Origin of the sequence: Cryobacterium sp. M23, assembly GCF_002929655.1 — a bacterium.
Classification (GTDB): domain Bacteria; phylum Actinomycetota; class Actinomycetes; order Actinomycetales; family Microbacteriaceae; genus Cryobacterium; species Cryobacterium sandaracinum.
Genome location: NZ_PJJV01000079.1, coordinates 32,887 through 59,646, shown reverse-complemented (window position 1 = coordinate 59,646; position 26,760 = coordinate 32,887). Strand labels below are relative to the sequence as shown.

The window sequence follows — 26,760 nt, the reverse complement described above, 5'->3', positions numbered from 1 at the left end:
AAGGAAACCCATGCGCTTGTACCTGGCGTCCACGTCTCCGGCCCGGCTGATGCTGCTGCGCACCGCGGGGATCGAACCTGTCACGGTCGCGCCCGACGTCGACGAGGACGTGGTCGCCGCCGACGCGGCCCGGTCGGGCGGCGGACCGCTGACTCCCCACCGGGTCGTGGAGCTGCTGGCGCGGGCCAAGGCGGAGGCCGTGTCCCGCGTGTTGACTGACAGCGGCGACATCACCGACGGCCTCGTGCTCGGCGGCGACTCGGTCTTCGTGATCGACGACGTCATCTACGGCAAGCCGCACACCGCCGCGAAGGCGCGCGAACGCTGGCACCTGCAGCGCGGCCGAACCGGGCAGCTGTATTCGGGCCATTGGCTGATCGACCACTCGGCCGGCGTGGCCGGGCGCGGTGTCGGCGCCGTCGCCGTCGCGGACGTCACCTTCGCCGACGATATCGAGGATGCGGAGCTGGACGCCTATATCGCCACCGGCGAGCCTCTGCTCGTGGCCGGGGCCTTCACCATCGACAGCCTCGGGGCGCCGTTCATCACCCACATCAGCGGGGATCCGTCCACCGTCGTAGGGCTCTCGCTGCCGACGCTGCGCCGGCTGGTGACCGGTCTCGGGCACGCGTGGCCGAGCCTGTGGAACCGCACCGACAACTGACAGATTGCTGGTTTTCGAGGTTGTTTGTAGGCATCCGCACCTTTCTCCGGCCTCTTTTTGTGGGAGAGAACCAAAAACCCGGTCGCTCTGCCCCATAAGCTAGGGCACTGTGCCCCCAATAACGAAGGTCCTCATCGCAAACCGGGGCGAAATCGCCGTCCGGGTGATCCGAGCCGCAAAAGACAGCGGCATTGCCTCGGTTGCCGTCTACGCTGACCAGGATCGCGACTCGATGCATTCGCATCTGGCCGACGAGGCCTACGGTCTCGACGGAACCACGAGCGCCGACACCTACCTCGTCATCGAAAAGCTGCTCTCCGTGGCCCGACGGTCCGGCGCCGATGCCGTGCACCCCGGCTACGGGTTCCTCGCCGAGAACGCCGACTTCGCCCGCGCCGTGATCGGGGCCGGCCTGATTTGGATCGGCCCCTCCCCCGACGCCATCGAGAAGCTCGGCGACAAGGTCTCCGCACGGCACGTCGCCGAGAAGGTGCATGCGCCGATGGCGCCCGGCACCCTCAACCCGGTGGCGGATGCCGCGGAGGTGCTCGATTTCGTCGACCTCCACGGCCTGCCGGTCGCGATCAAGGCGGCCTTCGGCGGCGGCGGTCGCGGCCTCAAGGTCGCCCGCACCCGCGAGGAGGTGCCCGAGCTCTTCGACTCCGCCACCCGCGAGGCCATTGCCGCGTTCGGTCGCGGCGAATGCTTCGTCGAAAAGTACCTGGACAAGCCGCGCCACGTCGAGACCCAGTGCCTCGCCGACGCATCCGGCACGGTCGTCGTCGTCTCCACCCGCGACTGTTCCCTGCAGCGCCGCCACCAGAAGCTGGTCGAGGAGGCCCCCGCGCCGTTCCTGACCGACGCGCAGCGTAACGAGATGTATCGCGCGTCCAAGGCGATCCTCGCCGAGGTCGGCTACGTGGGCGCCGGCACCTGCGAGTTCCTGATCGGCCAGGACGGCACCGTCTCGTTCCTGGAGGTCAACACCCGGCTGCAGGTCGAGCATCCCGTGTCCGAGGAAGTGACCGGAATCGACCTGGTGCGCGAGCAGTTCCGCCTGGCCGAGGGCGGTCGCCTCGACTACCCCGACCCGGAGCCGATCGGACACTCCTTCGAGTTCCGCATCAACGGCGAGGATGCCGGCCGCGGCTTCATGCCGGCCCCCGGCCCCGTGCACGTCTTCAAGCCCTCCGGGGGCCCCGGGGTGCGCGTGGACAGCGGCGTCACGGCCGGCGACGTCATCTCGGGTTCGTTCGACTCCCTTCTCGCAAAGCTCATCGTCACCGGCGCCACCCGCGAGGAAGCGCTCGAGCGTTCCCGCCGGGCCCTGGACGAGTTCGAGGTCGCGGGTCTCCCCACCGTGCTGCCGTTCCACCGCCGGATCGTGCGCGACCCCGCGTTCGCCCCCGCCGACGGTGAGCCGTTCACGATCTTCACCCGGTGGATCGAAACCGAGTTCGTCAACGACATCGAGCCGTGGAACGGCTCGCCGGAAGTGCTGACCAGCCCCGCTAAGCGCCACAACGTCGTCGTCGAGGTGGAGGGGCGACGGATCGAGGTCAGTCTGCCGGTTCGCCTGCTGCCCGGCGCCGCCTCCGAGAACACGGCCGGCCCGGCACCCCGTCGGCGCGGCGGCTCCCCCTCCGTCAGCTCGGCCACCGGCGACGCCGTACACGCCCCGATGCAGGCGACCATCGTGAAGCTGGCCGTGGCCGAGGGCGACCTCGTCGTCAAGGGCGATCTGCTGCTGGTGCTGGAGGCCATGAAGATGGAGCAACCACTGACCGCCCACAAGGACGGCATCGTCGGCAACGTGGGGGCGATCATCGGCGCGACCGTGGCCTCCGGCTTCCTGCTGATGGCCGTCATGGACGCCGTGGAAGCCGTGGAAGCCGTGGAAGCCGTGGACGCCTGACCCACGTCACCGGCTGACACGTCAACGCCCTCGTTCCAAGAACGAGGGCGTTGTCTTTTCTTTCGTTTGTGGTGTCTCTCGAAGGCGTCAGAGCACGATGTGCATGGCGCGGGCGGCATCCGTGATCGAATGCGTCAGCGACGGGTAGACCGGGAACGCTCGTGCGACCTCGTCGACGGTGAGCCGGTGCTCCACGGCCAGGGCGAGCGGGAAGATCAGTTCGCTGGCCTTAGGGGCCACGATCACGCCGCCGATGACGGTGCCGGTGGTGGTGGTGGCGAACAGCTTCACGAAGCCGTCCTTGATGCCCATCATCTTGGCCCGAGGGTTCGAAGCGAGCGGGAGCTTGTAGATGCTGCCGCGAGTGAGGCCGTCCTCGATCTGCTTCTGGGTCCAGCCGACCGTGGCGATCTCCGGCTGCGTGAAGATGTTGGCCGCGACGTTGCGAATCTCGATCGGGTTGACCGCGTCGCCCATGGCGTGGAACACGGCCGTGCGGCCCATCATCGAGGCGACGGATGCCAGCGGCAGCTCGGTCGTGCAGTCCCCGGCCGCGTAGATGTTCGGCATCGACGTGCGCGCGACCCGGTTCACCCGGATGTGACCGGAGTCGGTGAGCTGCACGTCGGCTTCCTCGAGGCCGAGGCCCTTCGTGTTCGGCACGGACCCGACCGCGATCAGGCAGTGGCTACCCTCGACGGTTCGGCCGTCGGCCAGCGTGGCCAGCACTCCACCCACCGTGCGCATGACGGACTCGGCGCGGGACTTGCTGAGCACGACCATGCCGTTGCGCTTGAATACGTTCTCGACCACGTTCGCGGCGTCGGCGTCCTCACCGGGCAGCACGCGGTCGCGGCTGGAAATCAGGGTGACCTTGGCACCGAGGGCGCGGTAGGCGGAGGCGAATTCGGCCCCGGTCACCCCGGAGCCCACGACGATGAGGTGTTCGGGTACGGCCCGCAGGTTGTAGAGCTGCGTCCAGGTGAGGATGCGCTCGCCGTCGGGGAGCGCGGTGGGCAGGATGCGCGGGGTTGCCCCGACGGAGACGACGATCGTGTCGGCCTCGATCCGGTCGAAGTCCGTGCCGGAGCCGTCTTCGGCTGTGGACACGATCACGCCGCTGGTACCGTCCAGCCGGCCGTGGCCGTGCACCAGGTTGACCCCGGCGCGCATCAGGGTGGACTTCATGTCTTCGGACTGCTGCCGGGCCAGGGCCAGGAGCCGCTTGTTGACCGCGGCGAGGTTGATGGCCACCTCGGGGCGGGCCGGCTTGCCCTTTTCGCCGCGCACGAACAGCTGTACGCCGAGCTCGGTCGCGTCGTGGATCGAGTTGGTGGCCTCGGCCGTCGCGATGAGGGACTTGGACGGGACGACGTCCGTGATCACGGCCGAACCGCCGACGCCGACACGCTCGATCAGGGTGACCTCGGCGCCCTGCTGAGCGCCGGCCAGGGCGGCCTCGTACCCGCCGGGGCCTCCGCCGAGGATAGCGATGCGCTGCTTGCGTTCGAAGTCGTAGGCCATGCTCATATTCTCCTGCCCCGGCGCGCCCGCCGCCAAACCCCGGGGCTCCGCTCCCCCGTCGACGAACCAATTCGACGGAGATTCTGCCCAAAATTGACGTTCAGGCCCCTTTTTCGCCGTGAAATCCCAAAATCTCCGTCGAATTGAACAAGGGAACGGTCCCGAAATCGGCGGGCAATTAGAGTAGGGGGATGCTGAAGACCGACAATAACTTGCTTGACGCGCCAGAAACCGATCCGTTTGATGTTGCACGGACCGCCGCTTCTGAAATCGCCGAAGCCACGGGCGTAGCCCGCCACGACATCGCCCTGACCCTGGGCAGCGGATGGGGCAAGGCCGCCGATCTCATCGGCGAGACCACGCACACCCTCGACGCGCAGTACATCACCGGTTTCAGTGCACCCGCCCTGGCCGGCCACGCCGGCACGCTGCGCTCGGTGCTGCTGCCCAGCGGCAAGCGCGCCCTCCTCATCGGCGCCCGCACGCACTATTACGAAGGCCACGGTGTGCGCCGGGTCGTGCACAGCGTGCGCACCGCCGCCGCCACCGGCGCGACGACCATGATCCTCACCAACGGTGCCGGCGGCATCCGGGAGACCTGGAAAGCCGGCACCCCCGTGCTGATCAGCGACCACATCAACCTCACCGCCGACTCGCCCCTCGAGGGCGCGACGTTCGTCGACCTGACCGACCTCTACTCGCGCCGCCTGCGCGACCTGGCCCGCACCATCGACCCGTCGCTCGACGAGGGCGTGTACTGCCAGTTCCGCGGCCCGCACTACGAGACGCCGGCCGAGGTGCAGATGGCCAAGGTCATCGGCGGCCACATCGTCGGCATGTCGACCGCCCTCGAGGCGATCGCCGCCCGCCAGTCGGGCATGGAGATCCTCGGTCTGTCGCTGATCACCAACCTCGCGGCCGGAATCCAGCAGGACCCGCTCAGCCACTCGGAGGTGCTCGAGGCCGGAAAGCTCGCCGAGCCCGTCATCAGCGCGCTCCTCGCCCGGATCGTGGCCGCACTGTGACCCTCGACAACACCGACCCGCAGATCACCGGCCGGCATTCCGCCGCCGCCGACGCTGCTCCCGCGTCCGCTGCCGGTGCCGATGCCGCCACCGGCACCGGCGCCACCGAAACAGTCCTGCCCGACACGATGGTCATCAACACCATCGGCGCCGACGACGACACAGACACCAGCACCAGCACGGATGCCGTGAGCGGCAGCGAGACCGGCACCGACTCCGCTCCGGCCGCGGCTGCCACGCCGACCGTGATCGCCGTGGCCAATGCCTGGCTCAGCCAGGACCCCGATCCCGAGACCCAGGCCGAGCTGCGCCTCCTGCTGCGCGGGGCCGGCGACGGCGACGCCGTCGCACTCGCGGAGCTGCACGCCCGCTTCGACGAACGCCTCGCCTTCGGCACGGCGGGTCTGCGCGGCGCCATCGCCGCCGGCTCCAACCGGATGAACCGCGTACTCGTCTGCCAGGCAGCCGCCGGCCTCGCCGCGTTCCTGACGAAGAACGCCGTCCCGGGCCGGGTCCCCTCGGTCGTCATCGGCTATGACGGGCGCAAGAACTCGCATGTCTTCGCCACTGACTCGGCCGCGATCATGGCCGGTGCCGGGGTACGCGCCATCCTGCTCCCCCGCTTGCTACCGACCCCCGTGCTCGCGTTCGCTGTGCGCCACCTCGACGTCGGCGCGGGCATCATGGTCACCGCCTCGCACAACCCGCCCAACGACAACGGCTACAAGGTCTACCTGGGCGGCGCCAACCAAGGCTCCCAGATCGTTTCGCCCGACGACGCCGCGATCGCGGCCGAGATCCTGCGCGTCGCCGCGGAAGAACGGGTTCCCGACCTGCCCCGGGCACCCTACGAGACGGCGCCCGAGTCGATCGTGCAGGCCTACATCGACGCGACGGCAGGTCTTGCCCGCCGGCCCCTCGCGCAGGTCAACACGGTTTACACCGCCCTGCACGGCGTCGGCTGGGACACCACCCGCCGGGTGTTTGAAGCCGCCGGCTTCGACCTGCCCACACTCGTCGACGCCCAGATCGCCCCGGATGCCGCCTTCCCCACGGTCTCCTTCCCCAACCCCGAAGAACCCGGCGCGATGGACCTCGCCTATGAGACGGCCCGTGAGACCGGCGCCGAGCTGATCATCGCCAACGACCCCGACGCCGACCGCCTTGCGATCGCCATCCCGCAAGAGGGGTCCCCCGACGGGTACCGGCGCCTCAGCGGCAACGAGGTCGGGGCGATCCTCGGCTGGCGAGCCGCGGAACTGGCCGCGAGCGTCACCGGTGACGGCGGCGCCACCGGCACCCTCGCGTGCTCCATCGTCTCCACCCCGGCGCTGGAGGCCGTGGCGAAGGCTTACGGGCTGCGGTTCACCGACACCCTCACCGGCTTCAAGTGGGTGTCGCGCGCGCCCGACCTGATCTTCGGCTTCGAGGAGGCCCTCGGCTACCTCGTGAACCCCGAAACCGTGCGCGACAAAGACGGCATCTCCGCCGCCGTGGCGCTGCTCTCCCTGGTCAGCAATCTGAAGGCGGAGGGCGTCACCCTCGCCCAGCACCTCGACCGTTTCAGCGAACGCTTCGGCCACTTCGCCTCCGGCCAGATCTCGGTGCGCGTCACCGACCTGACCGAGATCGAGCAGGTCATGGCGCGGCTGCGCGAGACACCCCCGGTCTTCGTCGGCAGCATCGCCGTCGACCACATCGACGACCTCTCCGGGGGCTTCAACGGCCTGCCGCCCAGCGACGTGCTGCGCATCCGGCTGGCCGACGGCTCCCGCGTCATGGTGCGCCCGAGCGGCACCGAGCCCAAGCTCAAGGTCTACCTCGACACCAGCAGTTCCGTCGGCACGGTCGCCGAACGCCGGGCCGCCGCGGAGGCAACCCTCGCGGAGCTCGACCGGGGTATGCGCGAGCTGATCGCGTAGCCCCGCGAAACGCGGTGCAGCATCCGTTCGCACGGCGCGCGGGTGTTGCGCCGCTGCGCGGGTGGCGTGCCTCGCGCGCAACGGCGCAGCTGCAGCGCACCGCCGCGAGGGCGTCAGCCCAGGGCGGTCTCCAGCTTGGCGGTGAGCTCGTCCACATCGAAGTAGTTGTCGATCACGACGATATCGGCATTGGTCTTGCCGATGGCGTCGACCAACTCCGACGAGGTAAGGATGACCTGGGCATCCGCCCCGACCGTGCTCACCCCGGCGATGTCGGTGGCCGTGACGAAAGCTTCGATATCGAGGCGTTTGAGCGCGCGCTCGGCGTTGATTTTGAGGATGGCGGAGGTTCCCACTCCCACCCCACAGAGTGCGACGATCTTCATGAGGGCTCCTCGGTTGCGGTCGGCACGCCGAGCAGAGCGCGGATGGCGTCGGCGTCCGTGGCCGCGGCGAGCGAGGGGATGACGTGCGCGTCGTTGAAGACGTTGGCCAGCTCGGCCACGAGCAGCACGTGCTCGTCGGAGCTGGTGACGGCGAGCCCGAGCACCACGCTGACCGGGTCGTTGTGCGGATGTCCGAACGCGACCGGGTCGGCCAGGGTCACGATGCTGAGGCCCTCGGTGTGCACATCGGGTCCGGGTCGGGCGTGCGCGAGCGCCAGCCCGGGGGCGATGACCACGTAGGCACCGAATTCCTCGATGACGGCGATCATGCGCTTCGTGTATTCGGGGGCGGTGGCGCCGGAGCGCTCGAGGGCACCACCGGCGGCGGCCACCGCGCCGCGCCAATCGTCGACGTGGACGCCGATCGCGATGGCTTCGAGGGGCAGGGGCGGAAGGGGCATGGGAACTTTCACGGGGTAGGGGGTCGGCTTTCGCGAGTCGCTCAGGCGCTTTCGAAACCGGCGACGATGGCGTCCGCCAGCTCTTCGCGTTCGTCGAGCGGAAGGAACGCGGCCTGCGCCGCGTTGAGCTGGAAGACCTCGAGGTCGTCGATGTCGTAGCCGAACGCATCGCTGAGCAGCGCGAGTTCCTGGGTCAGGGTGGTGCTGCTCATCAGGCGGTTGTCGGTGTTGACCGTGACCCGGAAGCCCAGCTGGTAGAGCAGGTCGAAGGGGTGGTCGAGCAGGTCCGCGCCCCACGCGGCGATTGCGCCGGTCTGCAGGTTGGACGACGGGCTGAGCTCGAGGGCGATCTCGCGGTCGCGCACCCACTGCGCCACCGGGCCGAGCGTGACGTAGGTGTTCTCCGCGTCTTCGCGGCCGATCACGATTTCCTCGGCCAGACGCACGCCGTGGCCCAGGCGCAATGCCCGGCCGTCGTAAAGCGCCCCACGGATGCTCTCCAACCCGTCAGCCTCGCCCGCATGCACGGTGACGGGCAGGAAGGCATTCGCGAGGAAGTCGAACGCGTCCCGGTGGTGGTGGGCCGGGAACCCCAGTTCGGCCCCGGCGATGTCGAAGCCGACAACCCCGTTGGAACGATGCCGCACGGCGAGTTCCGCGATCTCCAGGCTGCGCTCGGCATGCCTCATGGCCGTGATCAGCTGGCCGATCCGAATGCGGGACCCGGCACCCGCGACCAGCGCGATGCCGGCCTCGATGCCCTCCTGCACCGCCTCGACGCTCTGGTCGAGGGTGAGGCCGCGGGCCAGGTGCTGCTCGGGGGCCCAGCGGATCTCCCCGTAGATCACGCCGTCGGCGTCGAGGTCCTCCACGAATTCGCGGGCCACGCGCACCAGGGCCTCGCGGGTCTGCATCACGCCGACGGTGACGTCGAAAGTCTTCAGGTAGTCGACCAGGGTGCCGGAGTCGGCCTGGGCGCTGAACCAGGAGCCGAGCGATCGGGCATCCGTCGCCGGCAGCGCCAGCCCGACCGCGTCGGCCAGCTCGATGATGGTCTGCGGGCGCAGGCCGCCGTCGAGGTGGTCGTGCAGGGAGATCTTCGGCAGTGCGTTGATGCTCGTGCCGGCACCGGGCAGCAGGTAGTCCTCAGGGCTCGTGTTCACCCCCCTAATCTACCGGCTGGGTGCTGAGAGTCACACTGCTGGCCCAGCCGGCCCGCACATCCGTTCAGATGCACGGGCCGAGACCGGCCGGGCGGTTCAGCGGCCGATGCGCTCGGCGATCAGCGGGCCGCCGTCCTGCACGGGCTCGCCGGGGTCGCCGATGCGATATGCGCCGTCCACGGCCTCCAGGGCCCGCGCGAAGCGCTCGGGTTCATCGGCGCTGAGGGTGAACAGGGGCTGGCCGGCGCGCACGGTATCGCCCGGCTTGGCGTGCAGGTCGATGCCGGCGGCGTGCTGCACCGGATCCTGCTTGCGGGCGCGGCCGGCGCCGAGGCGCCAGGCGCCGATGCCGAACGGCAGCGCCTGCTGCTCGACGAGAACACCGTCGCGCAGGGCGGTGACGACGTGGGTCTCGCGGGCCACGGGCAGCGGGGCGTCGGGATCGCCGCCCTGGGCACGGATCACGTCGCGCCACTTGTCCATGGCGCGCCCGTCGGTGAGAGCGGATTCCACGTCGACGTCGGTGATGCCCACCAGAGCGAGCATCTCCCGGGCCAGGGCCACGGTGAGCTCGACGACATCCGCCGGCCCGCCGCCGGCGAGAACCTCGACCGATTCACGCACCTCGTTGGCGTTTCCGATCGCGAGCCCAAGCGGCACGTTCATGTTGGTGAGCAGAGCGGATGTCGCCACGCCGGCGTCCTCGCCGAGGGCGACCATGGTGCGGGCGAGCTCCCGGGACCGTTCGATGTCTTTCAGGAACGCGCCCGACCCGAACTTCACGTCCAGGACGAGGGCGCCGGTGCCCTCCGCGATCTTCTTCGACATGATCGACGACGCGATCAGCGGGATCGCCTCGACGGTGCCGGTGATGTCGCGCAGCGCGTAGAGCTTGCCGTCGGCCGGGGCCAGACCGCCGCCGGCGGCGCAGATCACGCCGCCGAATTCCTGCAGCTGCGCGAACATCTCCTCGTTGGTGAGGTGCGCACGCCAGCCGGGGATGGATTCGAGCTTGTCGAGGGTGCCGCCGGTGTGGCCGAGGCCGCGGCCGGACAGCTGCGGCACGGCCGCACCGAAGACCGCCACGAGTGGCATCAGCGGCAGGGTGATCTTGTCGCCGACGCCGCCGGTGGAGTGCTTGTCGGTGGTCGGCTTGCCGAGACCGGCGAAGCTCATCCGCTCGCCGCTGCTCAGCATCGCCATGGTGAGATCCTTGATCTCCCGGCGGTTCATGCCGTTCAGGAAGATCGCCATGGTCATGGCGGCCATCTGCTCGTCGCCGACGTAACCGCGCGTGTACGCGTCGATCAGCCAGTCGATCTGCGGCGTGCTGAGCTCGCCCCGATCACGCTTGGCATGGATCAGGTCCACGGCGTCGAAGGCCTCGATACGGTTCTCGTTGGTGCTCACAGCTACTCTTCCTGATATTCGGCGAGCTGCCTCGGCCCGAAGGCGTCCGGCAGCACTTCATCGATGGTGCGCACACCCGACACCGTCTCCAGCAGCATGCCGGGCGCGGAATGTTCGTACAACAGCTGGCGGCAGCGGCCGCAGGGCATCAGCGTTCGGCCGTTGCCGTCGACGCAGGTGAACGCGACGAGGTGGCCTCCCCCGGTCAGGTGCAGCACGGAGACGAGGGCGCATTCGGCGCAGAGGGTGAGCCCGTAGGAGGCGTTCTCCACGTTGCATCCGCTGATCACACGACCGTCGGTGACCTGCGCTGCGGCGCCGACCGGGAACTTCGAGTACGGCACATAGGCCCGGGCCATCGCCGTCGTCGCGGCCTCCCGCAGCGCCGCCCAGTCGATGTCGCCGGCCGCTGGCGAGGCGCTGTGGCTCACGCCGGTCACGATTTGATGTAGGGCTTGCCGGATGCCGCCGGTCCCCGCGACGTTCCAACGAACCCGGCAACGGCGGCGATGGTGATCAGGTACGGCAGCATGAGCATGAACTCGCTCGGCACCGGCGAACCGATGACACTGAGCACGTTCTGCAAGTTGCTCGCGAACCCGAACAGGAGGGCGGCCAGCGTGGCCCGGATCGGATCCCAACGGCCGAAGATCACGGCGGCCAGCGCGATGAAGCCGGCTCCGGCGGTCATCTCCTTGCCGAAAGCGCCCACCGAACCGAGGGTGAAGTAGGCGCCGCCGAGGCCGACGATCGCGCCGGCGAGCGACACGTTCCAGAACCGGGTGCGGCCGACGTTGATGCCGACGGTGTCTGCCGCCTGGGGGTGCTCGCCCACGCTGCGGAGGCGCAGGCCCCACCGGGTGTGGAAGATGCCGTAGTACACCAAGGCGACGGCCACATACATGATGTAGACGATCAGGGTCTGCCGGAACAAGACCGGTCCGATGATCGGGATCTCGCTGAGCAGCGGGATGTTGATCCGCTCGAATCGAGGCGGCTGGTTGAGCAGGGCCGCGTTTGGCGCCATCACCTGGGAGTAAAGGAAACCGGTGACGCCGATCACGAGAACGTTGAGCACGACACCGACGATGACCTGGTCGACGAAGTACTTGATCGAGAACGAGGCGAGCACCATCGAAACGAGAACGCCGGCGAACATGGCCGCGACGAGGCCGAGGATGGGCTGGTTGGTCAGGGACGCCACCATGGCCGAGGTGAACGCCCCGGCGAGCAGTTGCCCCTCGATGGCGATGTTGACCACGCCGACCCGTTCGGAGATGACACCGCCGAGTGCACCGAAGATCAGCGGTACGGCCAGGCTGAGCGAACCGAACAGCAGCCCGGGCACCGGGATGGACTCGCCGGCGGCGGCCCAGACCAGGAATCCGATCAGGAAGAGCACCGCGTAGACGGAGATAAGCCAGATCGGCACCTGACGCTGGGACTGCACCAGCCACACGCTCACGCCCGTGATCAAAAGCAGCAGCACACTGATGACGATGCCGGTCAGCCGCGTGGGCAGCAGGAGATCGGGAAGCTGGATCAGGTCGCTCGAGGTGGAGAGCCGCATGGTGCTGACGCCCTCGCGGCCGAAGGCCACGAAGAGCGCGAGGGCGACGACGGTGAAGATCGCCAGGGCGATGGGCGACTTCCAACTCTTCACGATTTTGAATTCGGGGCGATCGTCGGCGGTGGACGATATGGGCTGGACGGCCGGGGCAACGGTGCTCACTGTGCAGCCACCTCCTGGGAAACGTTGGGCAGTGCCCGGCGGGGCGCGGAGCCCGGGGCCGGCAGTCGGAAGATGGCCCGCACGAGGGGCGGAGCCGCGATGAAAAGCACGATCAGTGACTGCACGACGAGCACGATGTCGATCGGCACACCCTCGGCCGCTTGCATCGAGAAACCGCCGGCCTTGAACGCGCCGAACAGGATGCCCGCGGCGAACACACCCCAGGGCTTGGAACGGCCCAGCAGCGCGACCGTGATCGCATCGAAGCCGATGCCGGAGTCCAGTCCGGCGCCGAAACCGCTGGTCGTGGTGCCGAGCACCTGGTTGATGCCGGCCAGGCCGATCAGTCCGCCCGAGAACAGCATCGCGTAGACGTAGATGCGCTTGACGCTGATGCCGGCGACGCGCGCCGCGTGGGGGTTCAGTCCCACGGCCCGGAACTGGAAGCCCAGGTTCGACCGGGACAGCAGCCACCAGGTGAAAACCGTGGCGGCGATGGCCAGGATGAAGCCGAAGTGCAGCGAGTACGTCGAGCCGAGAAGGTCGGGGAAGACCGCGGTGACCTTCGTCGCCGGGCTCTTCGGGTTGTTCGATCCGGGGGTCTTCAGGAAGCCCTCGCGCAGCAGGTAGCTGACCAGGTAGAACGCGACGTAGTTGAGCATGATCGTGGTGATCACCTCATGGGCGCCGGTGCGGGCCTTGAGCAGACCCACGATCCCACCCCAGAGGGCGCCGCCGAGCACGCCGGCCACGAGGGCCGCGACCATGTGCAGGCCGTAGGGCAGGTCAACGGCGAAACCGACCCAGCCGCCGAGGGCGGCGGCGATCAGCATCTGGCCGCGGCCACCGATGTTGAACATGCCCACCCGGAAGCCCAGCGCCACGCCGAGCCCCGCCATGATCAGCGGGGTCGCGAAGGTGAGCGTCTCGGTGAGCGGCTTGATGCCGGCGGCGAAGCTCGGTCGACGGAAGTTGTAGACCGACCCCTGAAACAGGGCCGAGTAGGCGCCGGACACGGAATACCAGACTTCCCGCAGCAGGTCGCCGGGCCGGGAGAAGAAGTAGCCTGCGGCTTCCTGAACGCCCTCGTTGGTGAAGGCGATCATGATGCCGCCGACGAAGAGCGCGAGCACGACGGCGAGCACGGAGATGATCGCGTTGCCGGTGGTGATCTCGCGAAACGCCTGGTTCCAGCGGGACGGCTGTTCGGGGGCCGGGCTTGACGGCGTTCCTGACTCGGTCGTGGGACCCTGTGTCGCGCTCACGCGGCAGCTCCTTCTCCGGCGGGCGTTTCGCCGGCCATCATCAAACCGAGTACGGCGCGCGGCGTGTCACCGGGAACGATGCCGACGATGCGACCGCGGTACATGACCATGATCCGGTCCGCGAGGGCTGCCACCTCGTCGAGCTCCGTCGAGATGACGATCACGGGTGTGCCGGCATCCCGGGTGGCCACGATGCGTTCGTGGACGAACTCCACCGAGCCGACGTCGAGCCCGCGGGTGGGCTGGGCTGCGACGAAGAGGCGCAGATCGCGGCCGAGCTCGCGGGCGAGCACGACCTTCTGCTGGTTGCCGCCGGAGAGCTTGCCGACCGGGGTCTCGATGCCCTGGGCGCGCACGTCGAACTCTGTGACTTTTTTTTCGGCGAACGCGGCGAGGAAGGCCCGCTGCACGTTCCACCGTTTGACGAAGGGGAGCGCGTTCGAGCGGTCGAGCATGAGGTTCTCGGCGATGGTGAACTCACCGACCAGTCCGTCTTCGTTGCGGTCTTCCGGCACGAATCCGACTCCGGCGTCGAGTACCTGGCGCACCGAATGCCCGCGCAGCGACTTGCCGTCGAGGGTGATCTCCCCGGAGACCCGCGATTGGAGCCCCATCATCGCCTCGGTGAGTTCGGTCTGGCCGTTTCCCTGCACCCCGGCGATGGCCAGGATCTCGCCCTTGTGCACCTCGAAGCTGACGTTGTTGACCAGGATCTGGCCGTGCGGGCCCAGCACGGTGAGGTTCTTCACCGACAGAACCACCTCACCGGGCAGTGCCGGGGACTTGTCCACGGTGAGGTCGACCGCACGGCCGACCATCTGGGTGGCCAGCTCGACGTTGCTCGCGGTCGGGGACGCCTCGCCGACGACCTTGCCCAGACGGATGACGGTGATCCGGTCGGCGACTTCGCGCACCTCGCGCAGCTTGTGGGTGATGAACACGATGGAGGTACCGCTCGCCTTGAGCTGGCGCATGATGACCATCAGCTCGTCGGTCTCCTGCGGCGTGAGCACGGCGGTGGGCTCGTCAAAGACGAGCACCTTCGCGTCGCGCGAGAGCGCCTTGATGATCTCGACCCGCTGCTGCACGCCGACGGGGAGGTCTTCGACGAGCGCGTCCGGGTCGACGTCGAACCCGAACCGCCGGGAGATCTCGCGCACGTGCTTGCGGGCCGCGGGCAGGTCGAGGCGACCGCCGGCCTTGGTCTCCTCATGCCCGAGCATGACGTTCTCGGCGACGGTGAACACCGGGATGAGCATGAAGTGCTGGTGCACCATGCCGATGCCGGCGGCCATGGCGTCGCCGGGGCCGCTGAAGTGCTGCACCACGTCGTCGAGGAGGATATCGCCCTCCTCGGCCCGGTACAGGCCGTAGAGCACGTTCATCAGGGTGGATTTCCCCGCGCCGTTTTCGCCGAGCAGTGCGTGGATTTCTCCGGCCTCGACGGTGAGGTCAATGTGGTCATTCGCGACCAGGGCACCGAATCGCTTCGTAATGCCTCGAAGTTCGAGCTTCATGTCGTCGATTCTATTCAGTGGTGAGCGAAAGTTGACACTCTTGCTCATATGTTGGCGGGGTGGCGCCGTTCGCTTGGGTGTGCAGGCATCCCGGCCGACGACATCCGCCCACTGACGCAGGAGGGGAGGCACGCAAGATGCGTGCCTCCCCGACTGCGTCTGAGTGCTGTTTCGGTGCTACTTCGGGGTCGCGGGCGACTCAACCTTGAGAGCGCCGCTGATGATGTCGGCCTTGATGGCCTCGATCTCGGTCATGACCGCGGGGTCGACCTTGGACTCCCAGTCGTGGAGCGGGGCGATGTCGACGCCCTCGTTCTCGAGCGTGCCGACGTAGGGGGTGGACGAGAAGTCGCCCTCAGCGTCGTCGAGGATGATCTGCTCGGTGGCATCCGTCATCTGCTTGAGCACCGAGGTGAGGTACAGCGAAGCGAACTCGGGCGTGGTCTCGAACAGGTCGCTGTCGACACCGATGATGGCGACGTCCTTGCCGGAGTCCTGAATGGCCTGCGCGGTGCCCTGGAAGAGCGGTCCGGCAACCGGGAGGATGATGTCAGCGCCGGCGTCGATCAGGGTGGTGCTAAGCGCCTTGCCCTGGTTGATGTCGTCGAAGCCACCGGCGAACAGGCCGGTCTGGGTGGCCTTGTCCCAGCCGCTGACGGTGACGTCGGTGCCCTTCTTCTCGTTGTGGTACGCGACGCCGTCGACAAAGCCGTCCATGAAGATGGTGACCGACGGGAACTGGAGTCCGCCGTAGGTGCCGACGACTCCGGTCTTGGTGGTGCCCGCGGCCAGGTAGCCGGCCAGGAACGCGGCCTGCGCCGTGTCGTACAGCACCGGCTTCACGTTGTCGAGCGTCAGCGGGCTGAAGTCGTCATTGGAGAGCGCGGAGTCGATCAGCGCGAAGTTGGTGTCGGGCGCGGCCTGGGCGGCATCGCGGGTGGCGTTGGAGAGGGCGAAACCGACGGTGAGGACGAAGTCGCAACCCTGGTCGACCATGCTCGAGACGTTCGGGCCGTACTGGTCTTCCGACTTGGACTCGGCCTGCTGGAATTCGATGCCGAGCTCGTCGGAGGCCTTGGTGATGCCCTCGAAGCTGGACTGGTTGAAGGACTTGTCGTCGAAGCCGCCGAAGTCGGAGACGATGCAGGGCAGGTAGTCGGATTCGGCACCGCCACCAGCGGTTCCCTCATCGGTCGGCGCCGGCGCACAGGCTGCGAGAAGGGCCACGACGCCCAGCGTGGCAAGGCCGCTGAATGCGACCCGTCGTTTCATGATTGTCAAAATGAGCTCCAATGGTCGCCCGACGCGGGTTCGCAAGGGGCTGTATTGAGTTACACGCTATCGAATGATTCTCTGCTCAGAGGAGCAAAACGGGCCCGTGGGCGAAAGGTTATCAAGACGCGATACTGGTCCGCGGCGGGCCTGCCGGACGCCCCGGCCGAATCGGGCCCGAAAATGCCCCCGATCGGGGGGTTTAATGCCGATTAGAGCACGTCGTTGCTGCCGGACAGCTTCAGCGCGTCGACGACGGCCTTGACCTTCTGCGCGTTGGCGCTGGTGGTGATGAGGAGGGCGTCCGGGGTGTCGACCACGACGATGTCCTCGACGCCGATCAGGGCGATCATGCGCCCGGTGTGGCTGACCACGATCCCGCTCGAGGAGTCGGCAAGCACCCGGGCACCGTCGCCGAGGATGGCGAGATCGCGCTTGCGGCCGTTGGCGTGGATTTTCGCGATCGATGCGAAGTCACCCACGTCGTCCCAGTCGAACTGGCCGGGGATCACGGCGAGCTTGCCGCGGGCGGCCGCCGGTTCGGCGACCGAGTAGTCGATCGCGATCTTCTTCAAACGGGGCCAGACGCGGTCGACCACGGCGCCGCGGCGCGGGGTATCCCAGGCCTCGGCCAGTTCAAGCAGCCCGGCGAGAAGTTCGGGCTCGGACGCCCCGATCTCTTCGAGCAGGCGGTCGGCGCGGGCGATGAACATGCCGGCGTTCCAGAAATAGGTGCCGTTGGCCAGGTAGTCCTGGGCGGTGGCAAGGTCGGGCTTCTCCACGAAGGAGTCCACCGACAGGGCGCTGGCAGCTCCTGCAATGTGCAGCGCGCCGGCGGTCTTGATATAGCCGAAGCCGACGGCCGGCTCCGTGGGCTGGATGCCGATGGTGGCGATGTAGCCGGCGTCGGCGGCGCGCACGGCCTCGGCGACCGCCTGGCGGAACAGGTGGTGTCCCTTTATCACGTGGTCGGCGGCGAAGGAGCCGATGATGACGCCCGGTTCGCGCTTCTCCAGAATCGCCGCGGCCAGGCCGATGGCGGCGGTGGACTCGCGCGGCTCGCTTTCGAGCACCACGTTCAGGTCGGCGAGCTCGGGGAGCTGCTCCTCGACGGCGGCGCGGTGCGCGCGGCCGGTGACCACCATGATGCGCTGCTCGCCCGACAGAGGTGCGAGGCGATCCCAGGTGGCCCGGAGCAGGGTCTGGCCGGAGCCGGTCAGGTCGTGCAGGAATTTGGGGGCGTCGGCGCGGGACAGCGGCCACAGCCGGGATCCGATCCCACCGGCGGGAATCACGCTGTAGAAACGATCGAGTGGTTCCGTGGAAGGCAGCATTCGGCCAGACTACCGCCCGGTCCACGCCGTTCACGGTGCGTTCACCTGCCCGCCGGAGGGCGTGCCTAGGGTCACCCTCATGAGGGTTGCACTCATCACCGAAAGTTTTCTGCCCACGGTCAGCGGAGTCACCACGAGCGTGTGCAAGGTGCTCGAGCATCTTTCCCGCACGGGCCACGACGCGATGGTCATCGCCCCGGCCGGCGCCCCGGCCGAGTACGCCGGGTTCCCCGTGCACGGTGTTCCCGCGGCACGCTACCGGCAGTTCCCGGTGGGAATGCCCAGCCCGCAGGTGCACCGGCTGCTGGCCGATTTCGCCCCGGACGTGCTGCACGCGGCGTCGCCGTTCCTGCTCGGCGCCCAGGGCATCGCGGCCGCGAACCGGCAGGACGTTCCCAGCGTCGCCGTTTTCCAGACGGATGTCGCCGGCTACGCCCGCCGCAACCGGCTCGGCCCGGCCGCGCAGTCCGTCTGGCGTTTCGTCAAGTGGGTGCACGAGGGAGCCGACCTCACCCTGGCTCCCTCCTCCGCGTCGATGGCGGACCTGCGCCGCATCGGCCTGCGGCGGCTGGCGCACTGGACCCGCGGCGTCGACCTGGTCGGCTACCACCCCAACCGGAGATCCGACCCGGAGGCGTCGGCGCTGCGGAGCCGGCTGGCCCCGAACGGGGAGGTCGTCGTGGGCTACGTCGGCCGCCTGGCACCGGAGAAGCAGGTGGAGAGGTTCCGGGCCCTGCGCGGGCTGCCCGGCATCCGTCTCGCCCTCGTCGGCGACGGCCCGTCGCGGCCGGCGCTCGAGCGGGAGCTCGCCGGGATACCGGTGACCTGGCTCGGCCGCCTGGACGGGGCGGATCTCGCCCGGGCTTACGCGAGCTTCGACCTGTTCCTGCACGCGGGCACCGAGGAGACCTTCGGCCAGACCCTGCAGGAGGCGCACGCCGCCGGGCTGCCGGTCGTCGCACCGCGGGCCGGCGGCCCGATCGACCTGGTCAGCCACGGCGAAAACGGCTTCCTCTTCATTCCGGACGACGAGAGAGACCTGCGCCGCTGCGTCGCCCGGCTGGTCCTGGACCCTGCGCTGCGGCGGCGGATGGGCGAGGCGGGACGCCGGAGCGTGCTCGGTCGATCCTGGGAAAACGTGTGCGGCGCGCTGCTGGCGCATTACGAGCAGGTCGTCGACGAACGAGCCGCCGTTCGCGCCATGGTTGCGGTTCCGCTGTCAATGCAGCGCTAGCCGGACATTCGCGTTTTATCTCGGCACAGAGACACTTATAATTGAATCATGTGCGCACGGCGCATTGTCGGCCTGCTTCGTCGAGGCCGCTACACAGCCAGGGAGGGTTGGTCATGCCAGAGCAGGCAGCGACACTGACATCCCAGCAGAAGACGACATCACGTCGCCCCGCCGGCACCCTGTATCGGGGCCGTGAGGGCATGTGGTCGTGGGTCCTCCACCGCATTACGGGTGTTGCGATCTTCTTCTTCTTGCTGGTTCACATCTTGGACACCGCGCTGGTGCGCGTCAGCCCGGAGGCTTACAACGCGGTCATCAGCAGCTATCAGACGCCGATCATGGGCCTCGGCGAAACCGCGCTCGTCGGGGCCATCGTGTTCCACGCCTTCAACGGGATTCGGATCATCCTGATCGACTTCTGGAACGCCAAGTACCAGAAGGCCATGTTCTACGTTGTGGTCGCCTTGTGGGTGGTGACGATGCTCGCCTTCGTGCCGCGCCACCTGATCAACGTGTTCAGCCACTAGAACGGGGAGAGCCATGACATCCACAATCGAAGCTCCCCGCAGCCCCTACTCCCGCGCGCCGCGCTCCCGCGGCGTGAACTGGGAGAAGTGGGGCTGGATCTACATGCGCGTCTCCGGCGTCGTGCTGGTCGTGCTCATCTTCGGACACCTCTTCGTCAACCTGATGGTCGGCGAGGGCGTCAGCGCCCTCAACTTCGCTTTCGTCGCCGGCAAGCTGACCACCCCGTTCTGGATGGTCTGGGACGTTCTCATGCTCTGGCTCGCCCTGATCCACGGCGGCAACGGCATGCGCACGCTGGTCAACGACTACGCCACGCAGCGTCTGACCCGCGGCATCCTGAAGTCCGCCATCCTGGCGGCCGTCGTGATCCTGATCGTGCTCGGCACGCTCGTGGTCTTCACGTTCGACCCTTGCCCGGCCGGTTCGCCCGCCGATCTTCTTCCCTCGTTTTGCTCGGCCATCTAGGAGCTGCTAAAACCCATATGACTACGGATGCTTCAACCGCGCCCTCAGAGTCCACCGTCGTCGACGGTGTGCACTACCACCAGTTCGACATCGTCATCGTGGGAGCCGGCGGTGCCGGTATGCGTGCCGCCATCGAAGCCGGCTCCGGCGCCAGCACGGCCGTGATCTCCAAGCTGTACCCGACGCGTTCGCACACCGGCGCAGCGCAGGGCGGGATGGCCGCGGCCCTCGCCAACGTCGAAGAAGACAACTGGGAATGGCACACCTTCGACACGGTCAAGGGCGGCGACTACCTGGTGGACCAGGACGCAGCCGAGATCCTCGCCAAGGAAGCCATCGACGCGGTCATCGACCTCGAGAACATGGGCCTGCCCTTCAACCGAACGCCGGAGGGCAAGATCGACCAGCGCCGGTTCGGCGGCCACACCAGCGACCACGGCAAGGCGCCGGTACGGCGGGCCTGCTACGCCGCCGACCGCACCGGCCACATGATCCTGCAGACGCTCTACCAGAACTGCGTCAAACGCGGCATCAACTTCTTCAACGAGTACTACGTGCTCGACCTGGTCATGACACCGGTCGACGGGGTCGACCAGCCCTCGGCCGTCGTCGCCTACGACCTGTCCACCGGCGAACTGCACGTCTTCCAGGCGAAGGCGTTCATCTTCGCCACCGGCGGGTTCGGCAAGATCTACAAGACCACCTCCAACGCGCACACCCTCACCGGCGACGGCGTGGGCATCGTGTGGCGCAAGGGCCTGCCGCTCGAGGATATGGAGTTCTTCCAGTTCCACCCGACCGGACTGGCGGGCCTGGGCATCCTGCTCACCGAGGGCGCGCGCGGCGAGGGCGCCATCCTCCGCAACGCGGCCGGTGAACGGTTCATGGAGCGCTACGCGCCCACCATCAAGGACCTCGCCCCGCGTGACATCATCGCCCGTTGCATGGTCAAGGAGGTCGCGGAAGGCCGCGGTGCCGGTCCCAACAAGGACTACCTGTACCTCGACTGCACCCACCTCGGTGCCGAGGTGCTCGAGACCAAGCTGCCCGACATCACCGAGTTCGCCCGCACCTACCTGGGCGTCGACCCGGTCACCGAACCGGTGCCGGTCATGCCCACCGCGCACTACGCGATGGGCGGCATCCCCACCAACGTGAACGCGGAGGTGCTGCGCAACAATACGACCGTCGTGCCCGGCCTCTACGCGGCCGGCGAATGCGCCTGCGTGTCCGTGCACGGCTCCAACCGCCTCGGCACCAACTCTTTGCTCGACATCAACGTCTTCGGCAAGCGCGCCGGCAACAACGCCGTCGCCTACGTCAAAACAGCCGAGTTCACGCCGCTGCCGACCGACCCGGCCCGGGGTGTGCGGGAGCTGCTGGAAGGAATCCGCACCTCGACGGGAACCGAGCGCATCGCGGTGCTCCGCAAGGAGCTGCAGGAGACGATGGACGCCAAGGCGCAGGTATTCCGCACCGACGAGTCGCTCTCCGACGTCACCAACGTGATCCACGGCCTGCGCGAGCGGTACAAGAACATCGGCGTGCAGGACAAGGGCCGCCGGTTCAACACCGACCTTCTCGAGGCCGTCGAACTCGGCTTCCTGCTCGACCTGGCCGAGGTCGTCGTGTACTCCGCACGCAACCGCAAGGAGAGCCGCGGCGGGCACATGCGCGACGACTTCCCCCTGCGCGACGACGCCAACTACCTCGTGCACACCATGGCCTACCTGACCGGAGACCCGCTCTCCGCCGACGCCGCCGACCACATTGCGCTCGACTGGAAGCCGGTCACCATCACGCGCTACCAGCCGATGGAAAGGAAGTACTGAGTTGAGTACCGCAACCGCGACCGCAACCGCAACCGCACCGACAACTGCGAGTGCCCCGGTCGTGCCGGAGGAAATCCAGTCCTTCACCGTGACCCTGATCATCCGCCGATACAACCCGGAGGTCGACGACGAACCGCACTGGGACGACTTCGACGTACAGATGTACCCGACGGACCGCGTGCTCGACGCTCTGCACAAGATCAAGTGGGAGCAGGACGGCTCACTGAGCTTCCGCCGCTCCTGTGCGCACGGCATCTGCGGCTCGGACGCCATGCGCATCAACGGCCGCAACCGCCTGGCCTGCAAGACCCTGATCAAGGACCTCGACATCACCAAGCCGGTATACGTGGAGGCGATCAAGGGCCTGCCGCTGGAGAAGGACCTGATCGTGGACATGGAGCCGTTCTTCGAATCGTTCCGTGCCGTGCAGCCGTTCCTGGTGGCGAACAACGCCCCCACCGACGGCAAGGAGCGCATCCAGACCGTCGCCCAGCGCGAACGCTTCGATGACACGACGAAGTGCATCCTCTGCGCCGCGTGCACGTCGAGCTGCCCGGTGTTCTGGACCGACGGACAGTACTTCGGTCCGGCCGCGATCGTCAACGCGCACCGCTTCATCTTCGACTCGCGCGACGACAACGCCGCCGTGCGCCTCGACATCCTGAACGACAAGGAAGGCGTGTGGCGCTGCCGCACGACCTTCAACTGCACCGAGGCGTGCCCCCGCGGGATCCAGGTCACGCAGGCCATCTCCGAGGTCAAGCAGGCCATGCTGCGCGGCATAGCGTAGCCGGTCCGAACCCTGGGGCCGGTCTTGTCACGACGTTTCGTCGTGGCGAGACCGGCCTTTCGCTTTCTCCGCTGCCCGGCTGCCGCTTAGGCTGAGCGGGTGAACACTCCCACGGCGATCGACCGGACCAAGGCCCTCATCGCGCGGGTCATGCGCTCGCGCCCGGTGCGGGTCTTCACCCGGTTCGGTGAAAGCGGCGGCGGCATCCTGGCCGGCGGCATGTCCTACCAGGCCATCTTCGCGACGTTCGCGGCCCTCTGGCTGACCTTCTCCATCGCGGGACTGTGGATCACGTCCAATCCCGACCTCGAGCTGACGCTCTACTCCTTCATCAACCAGTCCGTCCCCGGGCTGATCGGCGAGGAAGGCGTGATCGACCCGAGCGTCCTCGCCGACGCCAGGGTCTTCGGCTGGTCCGGCGTCATCGCACTGGTCGGCCTGCTCGCGACCGTGCTCGGCTGGCTCTCGACAACGGCGCAGGCGGTGCGCACGATCTTCCGGATGCCGCCCGACAAGACCTTCATCCTCCTCGTCAAGCTGCGGGAGCTGGGCCTCGGAGTGCTGTTCGCGGTCGTGCTCGTGGTATCGGCGTTGATCTCGATCGCGAGCACCGAGGCGCTCGGAGCCCTGTTCGGGCTTTTCGGGGTGTCCCGGGATTCGTTCTGGTTCAACGGCGCCGCCCGAGCGGTCGGCCTGCTCCTCGTGCTCCTGATCGACACGATCACCCTCGCCGCACTGTTCCGGGTGCTGTCGCGGGTGCGGATCCCCGTTCGCCAGCTCATCACCGGCTCCATCCTGGGCGCGGTGGGCCTCGGTGTCCTCAAGGTCCTCGGCAGCACGCTGCTCGCCGGCGCCGGCCGCAACCCGCTGCTCGCCGCATTCGCGGTGATCATCGGACTCCTGATCTGGTTTAACCTGACCAGCACCCTGACACTGCTCGCGGCATCCTGGATCGCCGTCGGCATGGACGACGCCGGGTTCTCACCGCGACGGATCAGCGCGGACGAGGTTGCCACCGAGAAGCGCCGGCAGGAGGAGGAGGCGTTCCGCGTGGTGGTGCAGGCCGAGCTTCGGGAGGCCCGCCTCGCACACGACACCGCGGCCTGGCCCCAGCGGCTGCTCACCGCGCGTCGCCTGCGCGCCGCCGAGAAGCGAGCCGCTGAGCTGACGAACGACGGCCCCTCGGCCTGAGCCAAAGTAGAATCGGGGAATGCCTTCCGCCTCGACTGCCGCCTCGACTGCCGCTTCCACCCCGGCCGCGTCCGACCCTGCTTCCTCCGCCGCCTCCGCCGATTCCGCTGTATCCGCGGCTTTCGCCGGCGAGCGCCTGCGGATCGCGAGCGTGAACGTGAACGGCGTGCGCGCCGCCTTCCGCAAGGGAATGGGCGACTGGCTGTCCGAACGCGACGTGGACATCCTCGCCCTTCAGGAGGTGCGTGCCTCGACCGAGGACCTCGAGGGTCTGCTCGGGCCGGAATGGAGCATCCTGCACGACGCCGCCACCGCGAAGGGCCGGGCCGGGGTGGCCCTGGCCAGCCGATCGACCGCGGCCATCCACCGGGTCGAGCTCGGCGCCGCCGAATTCGACAGCGCCGGCCGCTGGCTCGAAGCCGACTACGAGGTCAACGGCAAATTGATCACCGTCGTGAGCACCTATGTGCACTCCGGCGAGGTGGGTACCCCGAAGCAGGTCGAGAAGTACAGGTTCCTCGACGCCATGCTCGAACGACTGCCCGAGCTCGCCGCGCACAGCGACCGGGCCGTCGTGCTCGGTGACCTGAACGTCGGGCACCGCACGCTCGACATCAAGAATTGGCGCGGAAACGTGAAGCACGCCGGGTTCCTGCCCGAGGAGCGCGCCTACTTCGACCGCATCGTCGGCGCCGAAGACGCCCCGGACTACAACGCCGGGGCCGGACTCGGCTGGATCGACGTGGGGCGCCGGTGGGCCGGCGAAGTGGACGGGCCGTTCACCTGGTGGTCGTGGCGCGGCCAGGCGTTCGACAACGACACCGGCTGGCGGATCGACTACCAGCTGGCCACATCGGCGCTCGCGGCATCCGTCACCGGCTACGTCGTCGACCGCGCGGCCGCCTACGACCAGCGCTGGTCCGACCACAGCCCCGTGGTCGTCGACTACACCATCTGACCTCCCCTCCAACTCGCGCCTTCGGCCCGGCCGGCGGCCACACGCTACGAAAAGATCTGATCCCATGGACAAGCCCCGCCTCTACTCGGGCATGCAGCCGAGCGCCGATTCCCTGCAGATCGGCAATTACATCGGCGCCCTCCTGAACTGGAAGGCGCTGCAGCAGACCCACGACGCGTACTTCTCCATCGTCGACCTGCACGCCCTGACCGTGGCGCAGGACCCGGTGAAGCTGCGGGAGAACACCCGCCGCACCGCCGCCCAATACATCGCGAGCGGCATCGACCCGTCGGCGTCGACACTGTACGTGCAGTCGCATGTCGCCGCGCACGCCCAGCTGGCTTGGGTGCTGAACACGATCACCGGTTTCGGCGAGGCCAGCCGGATGACCCAGTTCAAGGACAAATCCGCCCGGCAGGGATCGGACGCGACCACCGTGGGACTGTTCGCCTACCCGATGCTGATGGCCGCGGACATTCTGCTGTACGACACCGAGATCGTGCCGGTCGGCGAAGACCAGCGTCAGCACGTTGAACTGACCCGCGACCTCGCGGCGCGCTTCAACGCCCGGTTCGGGCAGACGTTCACGGTGCCGGAGGTCGCCATCGTCACGGAGACCGCCAAGATCTACGACCTGCAGAACCCGACGTCGAAGATGTCGAAGTCGGCCGAGTCGCACGCGGGCGTGATCTGGCTGCTCGACGAGCCGGCGGTGACGAATAAGAAGATCATGCGCGCGGTCACGGATGCCGAGGGCGGCGTGGTCTTCGACCGCGAGAACAAGCCGGGCGTGGCCAACCTGCTGACGATCTACTCGGTGCTCGCGGAACGCTCGGTGGGTTCGATCGAGGACGAGTACGCCGGCCGCGGCTACGGCGACCTGAAGAAAGGTCTCGCCGAGGTGGTCACGGGCACGTTCGGGCCGATCCGGGCGCGCGTTCTCGAGCTGCTCGACGACCCGGCCGAACTCGACCGACTCCTCGCCCTCAACGCGGACCGGGCGGCGACGGTGGCCAACGAGACGCTGGCGCGCGCCTACGACCGCGTCGGCCTGCTACCGCGGCGCTAGGGCGGTGGTGGCGATTGTGGTGAGCTCGCTGCCGATGGGGCGGGGCCGGCCCGTCGACGTCGTCGTCATGGCCGTCGTCTTCGTCATGGTCGTCGTCGTCATGTTCGTCATGGTCGTCATGGTCGTCGACGTCGTCGTCGGGTAGCGGATGTCCGCGCCCGCGCCCGCCGTCGTTCTGTTCGACCTCGATGACACCCTGTTCGCCCATCGCGGTGCCGTGGCCGACGGCATCCGCGCCTACCTCGGCTCTCTGGGCGGCACCTTCACCGACGCCGATCCCGGCGCGGCGCTGGCGCTCTGGGACGACCTGGAAGAGCGGCATTACCACGCCTACCTCGCCGGCAGTCTGGACTTCGCCGGGCAGCGCCGGGAGCGGGCCCGCGACTTCGCGGCGGCGCACGGCGTGACCCTGACCGGGACGTCTGCGACGAGCTGGTTCGACGCGTATTTTCTGCACTATCGGGCGAGCTGGCGCCTCCACACCGATGCGCTCCCCTGCCTCGACGCGCTGGCCGTCGCCTTTCCGGGCGTGCGGATCGGGCTGATCACCAACGGTGAGTCGACGCCTCAGGGGCACAAACTGGCGGACACCGGGCTCGACGTGCGGGTGGAGCACGTGATCGCATCCGGCAGCCTGGGCTTCGCCAAGCCGGATCCTCGCATCTTCCGGCATGCCTGCATGGTGTTCGGGTCGGAGCCGGAGCAGACCGTCTACGTGGGCGACCGGCTGCGCACGGACGCGATCGGAGCCGCCGCGGCCGGGCTGACCGGAGTCTGGCTGGACCGGACCGGGGCCGGGGCTGGGGGTAGTGGTGCCGGGGCCGGGGCCGGGGCTGGGGGTAGTGGTGCCGGGGCCGGGGCCGGGGCTGGGGCAGGGGCCGGGGCTGGGGGTAGTGGTGCCGGGGCCGGGGCGGATGCGGCCGAGGCCGCCCGGCTGGGCATCATCCGGATCACCAGCCTCGCCGCGCTGCCCGGGGCCCTCGCGGCCCGCAACCTCGCCCCACTGACCGCTGGCCCCCGCTGACGGCTGGCCCCCGCTGACGGTGCCGCTGGGGTCCCCCTGGCCTGCCCCGGTGTGGCCAACTCAGGACATCCGTCGCATC

The 26,760-nt window shown here is 68.3% G+C and carries 25 protein-coding genes; 14 read left to right on the top strand and 11 right to left on the bottom strand.

Features of this window, described 5'->3' with window-relative positions; genetic code table 11:
• Window positions 1-10: 10 nt before the first annotated feature.
• Both CXY82_RS13565 and CXY82_RS13560 read left to right on the top strand, forming a co-directional pair.
• Window positions 11-664 (top strand): nucleoside triphosphate pyrophosphatase, encoded by a 654-nt coding sequence (locus CXY82_RS13565; protein ID WP_104171379.1) that lies wholly within the window; start codon window positions 11-13, stop codon window positions 662-664.
• Window positions 665-773: 109 nt separating this feature from the next.
• On the top strand, window positions 774-2,579 hold the full coding sequence (locus tag CXY82_RS13560) for a biotin carboxylase N-terminal domain-containing protein (RefSeq protein ID WP_104171378.1): 1,806 nt from the start codon (window positions 774-776) through the stop codon (window positions 2,577-2,579).
• 87 nt (window positions 2,580-2,666) lie between these two features.
• Here the strand turns inward: CXY82_RS13560 and CXY82_RS13555 are convergent, their stop codons facing one another.
• A complete protein-coding gene (locus CXY82_RS13555) occupies window positions 2,667-4,103 on the bottom strand; it encodes an NAD(P)H-quinone dehydrogenase (RefSeq protein ID WP_104171436.1) in 1,437 nt (478 codons plus the stop codon).
• 191 nt (window positions 4,104-4,294) lie between these two features.
• On the opposite strand from CXY82_RS13555, the gene CXY82_RS13550 reads away from it, so the two are divergent.
• Entirely contained in the window at window positions 4,295-5,128 is an 834-nt protein-coding gene (locus CXY82_RS13550; RefSeq protein WP_104100337.1) for a purine-nucleoside phosphorylase, read from the top strand.
• A gap of 128 nt (window positions 5,129-5,256) precedes the next feature.
• On the top strand, window positions 5,257-7,050 hold the full coding sequence (locus CXY82_RS13545) for a phospho-sugar mutase (RefSeq protein ID WP_104171435.1): 1,794 nt from the start codon (window positions 5,257-5,259) through the stop codon (window positions 7,048-7,050).
• Window positions 7,051-7,163: 113 nt separating this feature from the next.
• Here the strand turns inward: CXY82_RS13545 and CXY82_RS13540 are convergent, their stop codons facing one another.
• The 10 genes from CXY82_RS13540 to CXY82_RS13495 all read right to left on the bottom strand — a co-directional run bounded on the left by CXY82_RS13540 (window position 7,164) and on the right by CXY82_RS13495 (window position 17,590).
• Window positions 7,164-7,436, bottom strand: coding sequence for a PTS sugar transporter subunit IIB (locus tag CXY82_RS13540; RefSeq protein ID WP_104100338.1), 273 nt, complete (start codon window positions 7,434-7,436; stop codon window positions 7,164-7,166).
• Window positions 7,433-7,897, bottom strand: a complete 465-nt coding sequence (locus CXY82_RS13535) for a PTS sugar transporter subunit IIA (RefSeq protein WP_104171377.1) — start codon at window positions 7,895-7,897, stop codon at window positions 7,433-7,435. Before CXY82_RS13535 ends, CXY82_RS13540 begins: the two co-directional genes overlap by 4 nt.
• Window positions 7,898-7,938: 41 nt before the next feature.
• A complete protein-coding gene (locus CXY82_RS13530) occupies window positions 7,939-9,060 on the bottom strand; it encodes an adenosine deaminase (RefSeq protein WP_104171376.1) in 1,122 nt (373 codons plus the stop codon).
• A gap of 96 nt (window positions 9,061-9,156) precedes the next feature.
• Window positions 9,157-10,470 (bottom strand): thymidine phosphorylase, encoded by a 1,314-nt coding sequence (locus CXY82_RS13525; protein WP_104100341.1) that lies wholly within the window; start codon window positions 10,468-10,470, stop codon window positions 9,157-9,159.
• A gap of 2 nt (window positions 10,471-10,472) precedes the next feature.
• Window positions 10,473-10,901, bottom strand: a complete 429-nt coding sequence (locus CXY82_RS13520) for a cytidine deaminase (RefSeq protein WP_255408592.1) — start codon at window positions 10,899-10,901, stop codon at window positions 10,473-10,475.
• Window positions 10,902-10,906: 5 nt separating this feature from the next.
• A complete protein-coding gene (locus tag CXY82_RS13515; protein ID WP_370443709.1) occupies window positions 10,907-12,202 on the bottom strand; it encodes an ABC transporter permease in 1,296 nt (431 codons plus the stop codon).
• Window positions 12,199-13,467, bottom strand: a complete 1,269-nt coding sequence (locus CXY82_RS13510) for an ABC transporter permease (protein WP_166784761.1) — start codon at window positions 13,465-13,467, stop codon at window positions 12,199-12,201. The genes CXY82_RS13515 and CXY82_RS13510 overlap by 4 nt, the downstream gene beginning before the upstream one ends.
• Window positions 13,464-14,984 (bottom strand): ABC transporter ATP-binding protein, encoded by a 1,521-nt coding sequence (locus tag CXY82_RS13505; RefSeq protein ID WP_104171375.1) that lies wholly within the window; start codon window positions 14,982-14,984, stop codon window positions 13,464-13,466. Before CXY82_RS13505 ends, CXY82_RS13510 begins: the two co-directional genes overlap by 4 nt.
• A gap of 177 nt (window positions 14,985-15,161) precedes the next feature.
• Window positions 15,162-16,256 (bottom strand): BMP family protein, encoded by a 1,095-nt coding sequence (locus tag CXY82_RS13500; RefSeq protein WP_104100343.1) that lies wholly within the window; start codon window positions 16,254-16,256, stop codon window positions 15,162-15,164.
• Between the two features lie 212 nt (window positions 16,257-16,468).
• Window positions 16,469-17,590 carry a mannose-1-phosphate guanylyltransferase gene (locus CXY82_RS13495; RefSeq protein WP_104171374.1) on the bottom strand — a complete coding sequence of 374 codons (1,122 nt, stop codon included), beginning with the start codon at window positions 17,588-17,590 and terminating at the stop codon, window positions 16,469-16,471.
• A 79-nt stretch (window positions 17,591-17,669) separates the two neighbouring features.
• Between CXY82_RS13495 and CXY82_RS13490 the strand changes: the two genes are divergently transcribed.
• From CXY82_RS13490 to CXY82_RS13450, 10 genes are all read left to right on the top strand, one after another.
• Window positions 17,670-18,824, top strand: coding sequence for a glycosyltransferase family 1 protein (locus CXY82_RS13490; RefSeq protein ID WP_104171373.1), 1,155 nt, complete (start codon window positions 17,670-17,672; stop codon window positions 18,822-18,824).
• A 113-nt stretch (window positions 18,825-18,937) separates the two neighbouring features.
• Window positions 18,938-19,351 (top strand): succinate dehydrogenase, cytochrome b556 subunit, encoded by a 414-nt coding sequence (sdhC, locus tag CXY82_RS13485; protein ID WP_104100346.1) that lies wholly within the window; start codon window positions 18,938-18,940, stop codon window positions 19,349-19,351.
• Between the two features lie 13 nt (window positions 19,352-19,364).
• Complete coding sequence (locus tag CXY82_RS13480) at window positions 19,365-19,817, top strand: succinate dehydrogenase hydrophobic membrane anchor subunit (RefSeq protein WP_104100347.1); 453 nt, start codon at window positions 19,365-19,367, stop codon at window positions 19,815-19,817.
• Window positions 19,818-19,834: 17 nt separating this feature from the next.
• The gene (gene sdhA / locus CXY82_RS13475) at window positions 19,835-21,649 is read left to right on the top strand and encodes a succinate dehydrogenase flavoprotein subunit (protein WP_104171372.1); all 1,815 of its coding nucleotides are present in this window, start codon (window positions 19,835-19,837) and stop codon (window positions 21,647-21,649) included.
• A gap of 1 nt (window position 21,650) precedes the next feature.
• Window positions 21,651-22,439, top strand: a complete 789-nt coding sequence (locus CXY82_RS13470) for a succinate dehydrogenase iron-sulfur subunit (RefSeq protein ID WP_199180970.1) — start codon at window positions 21,651-21,653, stop codon at window positions 22,437-22,439.
• A gap of 99 nt (window positions 22,440-22,538) precedes the next feature.
• Window positions 22,539-23,630, top strand: coding sequence for a YihY/virulence factor BrkB family protein (locus CXY82_RS13465; RefSeq protein WP_104171371.1), 1,092 nt, complete (start codon window positions 22,539-22,541; stop codon window positions 23,628-23,630).
• Between the two features lie 19 nt (window positions 23,631-23,649).
• Window positions 23,650-24,588, top strand: coding sequence for an exodeoxyribonuclease III (locus CXY82_RS13460; protein ID WP_104171370.1), 939 nt, complete (start codon window positions 23,650-23,652; stop codon window positions 24,586-24,588).
• A gap of 64 nt (window positions 24,589-24,652) precedes the next feature.
• On the top strand, window positions 24,653-25,657 hold the full coding sequence (gene trpS, locus CXY82_RS13455) for a tryptophan--tRNA ligase (protein WP_104171369.1): 1,005 nt from the start codon (window positions 24,653-24,655) through the stop codon (window positions 25,655-25,657).
• Between the two features lie 7 nt (window positions 25,658-25,664).
• Window positions 25,665-25,802 (top strand): hypothetical protein, encoded by a 138-nt coding sequence (locus CXY82_RS17395; protein WP_158252191.1) that lies wholly within the window; start codon window positions 25,665-25,667, stop codon window positions 25,800-25,802.
• 3 nt (window positions 25,803-25,805) lie between these two features.
• Window positions 25,806-26,681, top strand: a complete 876-nt coding sequence (locus CXY82_RS13450; RefSeq protein ID WP_104171368.1) for an HAD family hydrolase — start codon at window positions 25,806-25,808, stop codon at window positions 26,679-26,681.
• Window positions 26,682-26,760: the final 79 nt, after the last annotated feature.